This window comes from Candidatus Paceibacterota bacterium (genome assembly GCA_028697015.1).
Lineage (GTDB): Bacteria > Patescibacteriota > Minisyncoccia > Minisyncoccales > GWA2-38-27 > JAQVFW01.
This window is the reverse complement of record JAQVFW010000018.1, coordinates 1-6,580: the sequence shown is the minus strand read 5'-3', so window position 1 is coordinate 6,580 and position 6,580 is coordinate 1. Positions and strand designations below refer to the sequence as shown.

Annotated in this window: 11 protein-coding genes and 1 other RNA gene; 4 read left to right on the top strand and 8 right to left on the bottom strand. The window is 34.7% G+C overall.

What is annotated here, in order from left to right; all coding sequences use genetic code 11:
- Nucleotides 1–78 precede the first annotated feature (78 nt).
- Entirely contained in the window at nt 79–1,086 is a 1,008-nt protein-coding gene (gene recA / locus PHH50_03730; protein MDD3729391.1) for a recombinase RecA, read from the top strand.
- 64 nt (nt 1,087–1,150) lie between these two features.
- Here recA and rpsR read toward each other — a convergent pair whose 3' ends face one another.
- Genes rpsR through rpsF form a run of 3 tightly spaced genes read right to left on the bottom strand, consistent with a single transcriptional unit; the run spans nt 1,151 to nt 2,223 of the window.
- Complete coding sequence (rpsR, locus tag PHH50_03725; protein ID MDD3729390.1) at nt 1,151–1,348, bottom strand: 30S ribosomal protein S18; 198 nt, start codon at nt 1,346–1,348, stop codon at nt 1,151–1,153.
- Between the two features lie 12 nt (nt 1,349–1,360).
- Entirely contained in the window at nt 1,361–1,801 is a 441-nt protein-coding gene (locus PHH50_03720; GenBank protein ID MDD3729389.1) for a single-stranded DNA-binding protein, read from the bottom strand.
- A 50-nt stretch (nt 1,802–1,851) separates the two neighbouring features.
- Nucleotides 1,852–2,223, bottom strand: coding sequence for a 30S ribosomal protein S6 (rpsF, locus tag PHH50_03715; GenBank protein MDD3729388.1), 372 nt, complete (start codon nt 2,221–2,223; stop codon nt 1,852–1,854).
- Nucleotides 2,224–2,252: 29 nt separating this feature from the next.
- Here rpsF and manB point away from each other — a divergent pair, with 29 nt between their 5' ends.
- Nucleotides 2,253–3,599 (top strand): phosphomannomutase/phosphoglucomutase, encoded by a 1,347-nt coding sequence (gene manB / locus PHH50_03710; protein MDD3729387.1) that lies wholly within the window; start codon nt 2,253–2,255, stop codon nt 3,597–3,599.
- Between the two features lie 58 nt (nt 3,600–3,657).
- On the opposite strand, the gene rplT is transcribed toward manB, so the two are convergent.
- From rplT to smpB, 5 genes are all read right to left on the bottom strand, one after another.
- Nucleotides 3,658–4,002 carry a 50S ribosomal protein L20 gene (gene rplT / locus PHH50_03705; protein MDD3729386.1) on the bottom strand — a complete coding sequence of 115 codons (345 nt, stop codon included), beginning with the start codon at nt 4,000–4,002 and terminating at the stop codon, nt 3,658–3,660.
- Nucleotide 4,003: 1 nt separating this feature from the next.
- Nucleotides 4,004–4,195, bottom strand: coding sequence for a 50S ribosomal protein L35 (gene rpmI, locus PHH50_03700; protein ID MDD3729385.1), 192 nt, complete (start codon nt 4,193–4,195; stop codon nt 4,004–4,006).
- Complete coding sequence (infC, locus tag PHH50_03695) at nt 4,179–4,712, bottom strand: translation initiation factor IF-3 (protein MDD3729384.1); 534 nt, start codon at nt 4,710–4,712, stop codon at nt 4,179–4,181. The genes rpmI and infC overlap by 17 nt, the downstream gene beginning before the upstream one ends.
- 17 nt (nt 4,713–4,729) lie before the next feature.
- Nucleotides 4,730–5,080, bottom strand: a transfer-messenger RNA (tmRNA) gene (ssrA, locus tag PHH50_03690).
- 1 nt (nt 5,081) lies between these two features.
- On the bottom strand, nt 5,082–5,525 hold the full coding sequence (smpB, locus tag PHH50_03685; protein MDD3729383.1) for an SsrA-binding protein SmpB: 444 nt from the start codon (nt 5,523–5,525) through the stop codon (nt 5,082–5,084).
- A gap of 211 nt (nt 5,526–5,736) precedes the next feature.
- Between smpB and PHH50_03680 the strand changes: the two genes are divergently transcribed.
- Both PHH50_03680 and PHH50_03675 read left to right on the top strand, forming a co-directional pair.
- Nucleotides 5,737–5,976 carry a DUF167 domain-containing protein gene (locus tag PHH50_03680; GenBank protein MDD3729382.1) on the top strand — a complete coding sequence of 80 codons (240 nt, stop codon included), beginning with the start codon at nt 5,737–5,739 and terminating at the stop codon, nt 5,974–5,976.
- Nucleotides 5,966–6,463 (top strand): MBL fold metallo-hydrolase, encoded by a 498-nt coding sequence (locus PHH50_03675; protein ID MDD3729381.1) that lies wholly within the window; start codon nt 5,966–5,968, stop codon nt 6,461–6,463. The genes PHH50_03680 and PHH50_03675 overlap by 11 nt, the downstream gene beginning before the upstream one ends.
- Nucleotides 6,464–6,580: the final 117 nt, after the last annotated feature.

The window sequence follows — 6,580 nt, the reverse complement described above, 5'->3', positions numbered from 1 at the left end:
AATCTCTTTATGTTGTCATGAAAATGTGATATACTGCAAGAGAAATATGATAGTTTTTGAATAGAAATATAAAATATTATGAAAAAAATTAAAAAAGAGCCGGAAAAAAAAGACCTTAAGGAAGCTCTTGAAGAAATTAAGCAAAAGTTCGGGGAAGGGGCGATTATGAATCTTAAGGAAAAAATGGAAACAAAAGAGAAGGTTGATTCCATTTCTACCGGAGCTGTATCTCTTGACCTTGCTATAGGCGTAAACGGAATGCCGAGAGGAAGGGTAATAGAGATTTTTGGCCCTGAGAGTTCGGGAAAGACGACCTTGTCCTTGCATGTTTTAAAAGAAGCTCAGAGCAAAGGAGGGACAGGAGCTTTTATAGACGTTGAACATGCTCTTGATCCTGATTATGCTAAAAGAATAGGAGTTGATTTTTCCTCTCTTTTAATTTCTCAGCCGGATTCGGGAGAGGAAGCTCTTCAAATTGTTGAGACGCTTGCAAGATCGGGCGAAGTTGACGTAATAGTTATTGATTCTGTTGCCGCTCTTTTGCCAAAACAGGAGATTATAGGGGAGATAGGAGAATTTCAAATAGGACTTCAGGCGCGCCTTATGTCTTCGGCATTAAGAAAGCTGTCCGGGATTATCGCAAAATCAAAAACATCGGTTATATTTTTAAACCAGACAAGAATGAAAATAGGGATTACTTGGGGGAATCCGGAAACAACTCCAGGAGGAATGGCTCTTAAATTTTACGCTTCGGTAAGAATTGATTTAAGAAGAATTGCCCAGATAAAGCAAGGAGAAAATATTATCGGAAGCAAAGTGAAGGCAAAGATAGTCAAGAATAAAGTGGCGGCTCCTTTTAAAGTAACAGAGTTTGATATTTACTATAACGAAGGAATTTCATCTTATGCGGACCTTGTTAATACAGGAGCAAAGTTCGACGTTGTTAAAAAATCGGGTTCTTGGTATGAATACAACGGAGAAAAAATAGGACAGGGAATGGAAGGGGCAAAAAAGTATCTGAAGGAAAATCCCAATATTGCAAAAGCGATTAAAAAAGAGATTATAAAGAAGACGGAAGAAATGTAATTTATTAAAAACAAAAAGGAGGCAGAACCTCCTTTTTTTGTTTGACTATTTTTAAAAATTAAAACTATTTTTCTGTTGCTGAAAGCAGTCCCATATGCCTTGCTCTCTTAACTGATCGGGAAAGCTGTCTTTGGTGAGTCGCGCAAAGATTTGTTTTTTTTCTGGGCCTGATTTTTCCCAAAGCGGAAATAAACCTTTTTAAGGTATCAGTATTTTTATAATCAATTTCTTTTATGTTTCTCTGGCAAAAGTGGCAATTCATATTTTTTATTTTTTAAAATGGAATTTGAGATATGTCTATTTCTTCTTCCTTTTCTTCTTCTATAATTGGAATTTCTTCGTTTTTATCTTGAGTAATTGGATTTGGATTTGACGAAGGAACTCCTGATTTTGGCCCCATTTGGATATTTTCCCCTATTATTTCTGTTCTATATTTTTTTACTCCTGATTGGTCGTCCCAGCTTCTTGTCTGAAGGCGTCCTTCTATAAGAACAAGACTTCCTTTATCAAGGTATTGGGAGGCGATTTCGGCAAGCCGTCTCCAAAGAACTATGTTGTGAAATTCAGTTTGTTCTTGCCGTTCTTTTGTCTGAGGATTATTCCAAACCCTGTTTGTAGCAAGTCCGAAAGAACAGACCGTTTGGCCGGAAGGAGTGGTTCTAAGTTCGGGTTTTCTTGTTAGTCGTCCTACTAAAAAAACTTTGTTTAAATTCATAAAAAGAGGGGTGAAAAAGATGTTCTATGGTATTTGCCCATAAAATACTCTTATTCGCCTATTTTTAATATTTCATCTATTTTTTTATCTATTTCTTTTAACTCCGCCTTTGGGCTGGATTTTTTAAAGATTGCATTCTCCTTTTTTTTGACAATTATGTGCCTTATGATATTTTTTTCTCCTTCTAAAAATTGCTTTAATTTTTCTGTTTTTTCGGGATTAAGAGTAAAAAATAAAGTGGCGAGAAATGCTTCTTTTCTCTCCGAGACAGCAACCCCCATTCTTTTTCTTATCGGTTTTTTTATTTCTTCAATCGTTCCGTCTTCTTTTGTTATAAACTCGCTTATTTTTTGAAAATAACCCTCCCTTTCTTCTTCCGATGTTTCGGGGGCTATTAAAAATGTCAATTCATATCTTTTCATAATTGTTCTTTATGTTATAATAAAAAACGATGTTAGTCAACCCATCTATTTTTAAATCATACGATATAAGGGGTATTTTTGAAGAGGATTTTGATGCTGATTTTGCCTATAAACTAGGGCTGGTTTTTGCTTCTTTTTCAAAAGCAAAAAGCATAGCTGTCGCTTATGACGCCCGCCTTTCTTCCGTTACTCTCTATAAAGCCCTTGTAAAGGGACTAATAAAAAAAGGAGTAAATGTTTATTCGCTAAAACTTGCCCCTACGGAATGCCTTTATTTTGCAGTTGGCAATTACAAATATGACGCTGGAATAATGATTACGGCAAGCCATAATCCGAAAGAATATAACGGCTTTAAGATGATTCTTAATAAAGATAATGATATTTCAATTGTCAGAGGTAGCGATATTTCAGAGTTTTTCAAACAGGAAATGCCATTTGAAGAAAATGAAGAAGGAAAAATTGAAGAAATTGAATTTGAAGAAGATTTTTTAAGCCATATTTTTTCTTTTATTGAGCCAAAAAAAATAAAGCCGCTAAAAGTTGTAATTGACATTGGCAATGGGGCAATGGGAGATATTATTTCCAAAGTTTCAAAAAGAATTCCTATTTCTTTGATTCCGATGAACTTTGAACCAAACGGAAATTTTCCTTCAAGAAGTCCGAATCCTCTTTTTGAGGGTGCTAATAAAAAAATAAAAGAAAAGATAAAAGAGGAAAAGGCAAATGTCGGTTTTATGTTTGACGGGGACGGGGACAGGATTTTTATGCTTGACGAAAAAGGCAATTTTATAAGTGCCGACGTTTCGCTTCTTCTTCTTGCAAAGTTTCTTCTTGAAAAAGAGCCCGGTTTTGCTGTTTCATACAATCTTATTTGCTCAAAAGCCGTTCCCGAGCTTATTTCAAAATGGAAAGGGATTCCAATAAGAACGGCTGTCGGTTTTATTAATGTCAGAGAAGGGATATTAAAAGAAAGGGGAATAATGGGAGGAGAGCTTTCGGGGCATTATTGCTTTAGGGATAATTTTTATCTTGATTCAGGGGTAATGGCTTATTTAATCCTTCTTTCTCTTTGCTCTGAAAAAAATATGCCTGTTTCAGAAATTGTAAAAGAATTTACTCTCTATGCCAAATCATCGGAAATTAACTTCAAGGTCCAAAACAAAGAAGAGATTTTAGAGAAAATAAAGGAGAGGTATTTTGACGGAAAGCAGGATTATCTTGACGGAGTAACTGTTGAATATGACTCTTTTTGGTTTAATGTGAGAGCTTCTCAAACCGAGCCTCTTTTGCGCCTTACAATAGAGGCCGATTCAGAGGAACTTTTAGAAGAAAAGAAAAAAGAGCTAGTTTCTTTTATAAGCGAAAATAGCAAATAGAGTATTTAAAAAACGCCCATTGATAAAGGGGCGTTTTTTAAAATATGTGAATATGTTTCTATTTTACTTTCTCAAGAACTTTCTTGAAAATTTCAGGATTATTTTGGGCAATATCGGCAAGTACTTTTCTGTCCAGTTCTATTTTATTCTCTTTTAAAGCGTGGATAAATTTACTGTAAGAAAGGTCGTTTTTTTTGCAAGCGGCGTTAATCTTTATCTGCCAAAGAGATCTCATGTCCCTTTTTTTATTCCTTCTATCTCTGTATGAATAGACAAAAGCGTGCAGAAGGGCTTCTTTGGCTTGCTTAAATTTTGATTTTCTTCCCCACTTAAAACCCTTAGTGTGCTTTAAGGTATTCTTTCTTCTTTTGTTTGCTGTTTTTCCCCTTTTTACTCTTGCCATTTTAGTATTTTATTATTTTTTTAATTTTTTTTGCTTCGGGAACGGAAACAGTAACCCATTTTCTTTTTTTTCTGATTGCTTTCCCTGTTTTTTTAGCTCTGTTGTGATCTTGTCCGGCAGCTCTTCTTAAGACCTTTCCAGTGCCTGTTATTTTAAACCTTTTTGATATTGATTTTCTAGTTTTTGGCTTCATTTTTTTTTGGTTCTGAAGAGATAACAGAAGTAATTCCTCTTGGCTCTATTTTAATCTCTCTTTCTATTTTTATTGGCGTTAATTCTTTTAAAATTTCAATAAATTTTCCGGCTTTTTCTTTGGCAAAGTCAGTTAGTCCTTTTTGTCTTCCTTTAAGCCTCATTTCTATTCGTATCTTATCTCCTTTCTCTAGGAATTTTTTTGCGGCATTGGCTCTTATTCTTAAATCATGGTCGGATATTCCAAAGCTCAGCCTTATTCCCTTAATTTCGCTAGTTTTTGCTTTTGCAGATTTTTCTTTCTTTTTTTGCTCGTAAAGATATTTTCCGTAATCGGTTATTTTACAAACGGGCGGAAGGACTTTGTCTGTAACTTGAATAAGGTCAAGATTGCTTTCTCTTGCTATTTTTATGGCTTCTCCAAGAGCCATTACTCCAAGCTGGGTCCCGTCTTCTTTTATGACTCTGACTTCTTTTGCCCTTATTTGATGGTTTATTGGTGTTTTTTGAATACTCAAGTTTTTATTCACTTAATTGGTGGAGACGGAGGGATTGAACCCTCGTCCAAAAATTTTACTTAAACAGCACTACAGCTTGTTTTGTTTTTTGTTTTGGGGTGCAAAGATAGAAACAAACAAAATTCTTTAGCCCCTATCCTCTTTTTGCTTTTGACGGCTCCAAAGAGGAGAAAAGCCGTCTCATCCCGATTATATGACACCCTTTTTCCGCTTATCGGAAGTCATCGGAAAGGATGGCGCTAGGCGTATGCTAGCGCGGGTTGTTTTTGAAATAAGTTAGCACTTATTATTTTTTAAGGTTTTTTACTAGTCCTTAATTCTAGGCTGCGCTATTTAAGATAAGAATCTTTGTCAAAACGTTCGTCCCCTTTACCTTTTCAGTTTTTTCCCTATTTCTCTCTCTATATCTCTTTTTTTGATGGACTCTCTCTTATCTTTCTTTTTTTTCCCTTTTGCCACTCCGAACTGGAGCTTTATCAGGGCGCCCTTAGTATAAACCTTTAAAGGCACTAAAGTCAAGCCCTTTTCTTTCGTTTTTCCTATAAGCTGATTGATTTCTTTCTTGTTCAAAAGCAGTTTTCTTTCTCTTTTTGGGTTATAATTTAAAAGAGCGTTTTCCGGCTGATAAGGGGGAATATCGGCCGAAAGAAGGAAGGCCTCTTTATTTCTTAAGACAACATAAGAACCGAGAAGGTTAATTCTTCCTCCTCTTATTGATTTAACTTCTCTTCCGGTTAAAACCATTCCTGCTTCAAAGGTTTCAAGAATAGAATAATTAAACCTAGCTTTTCTATTTTCTGAGAATATTTTCATTATTCTTATACTAACAGGGAACATGGGCCTTGACAAGATTTTATCATTTGCTATACTGACGGTAGCTCATTTAGAAGTATATACATCCCACCCCAAAAAGGCCTTCATCATGAAGGCCTCTCATCTTTTTAGATTAAATCGCTTTTTGGCGGTTTTTATTTTGCCAATTTCCTTCTTTTTTGATATTATAACAGCATAAAAGACGTAAAAAATGAGAATTCTTGTAAAAGCAAAACCAAATTCAAAAGAAGAAAAAATTGAGAAAATTGAGAACTCCACTTTTCTTATAGCGGTAAAGGAACCGCCTCTGCAGGGAAAAGCAAACAGGGCGATAATTAAAAAACTGTCTGAATATTTTAATATTCCTGTCTCAAATGTTGTTCTTCTTTCCGGTTTTTCTTCAAAAATCAAAGTTTTTGAAATTAAAAACTTGGAATCTGATGGAAATTAAACGCTTAGTTGTAGGAGAGCTTTTTACCAACTGCTATCTTCTTTATTCAAAAGGAGAGCTTCTTGTGATAGACCCTGGAGGAGAGCCGGAAAGGATATTGGAGGAGATAAAAAAATATAAGGTGTTTGTAAAATATATTGTTAATACCCATAAGCATTTTGACCATATTTTAGGGAATGAAAAGATAAAAAGAGAAACAACAGCAAAAGTTTTGGAAAATCTGAAAGAAGGAGATGAAATAAAAATAGGAGAAGTTGTTTTAAAAATTATTGAAACCCCCGGCCATGCCAAAGAGAGTATTTGCCTTATTGGAAATAATTTTATTTTTACAGGCGATACTTTGTTTAAAGACGGCGTTGGAAGAGTTGATCTTCCCGGAGGATCGGAAAAAGAATTGGAATATTCTCTTGAGAGATTATTTAAGATGATAAAAAAGGGAATGGAAATATATCCCGGACACGGAGAATCTTTTAAAAGAAATAATTGATTTCTTTTCAGTTCTTTGTTAGAATTATGGCGGAAATAAAAAATATGGATGATGATTTTTCAAAAAAAGAAGAGGAAATACTAAAATTTTGGGAAGAAAACAAAGTTTTTGACAAAA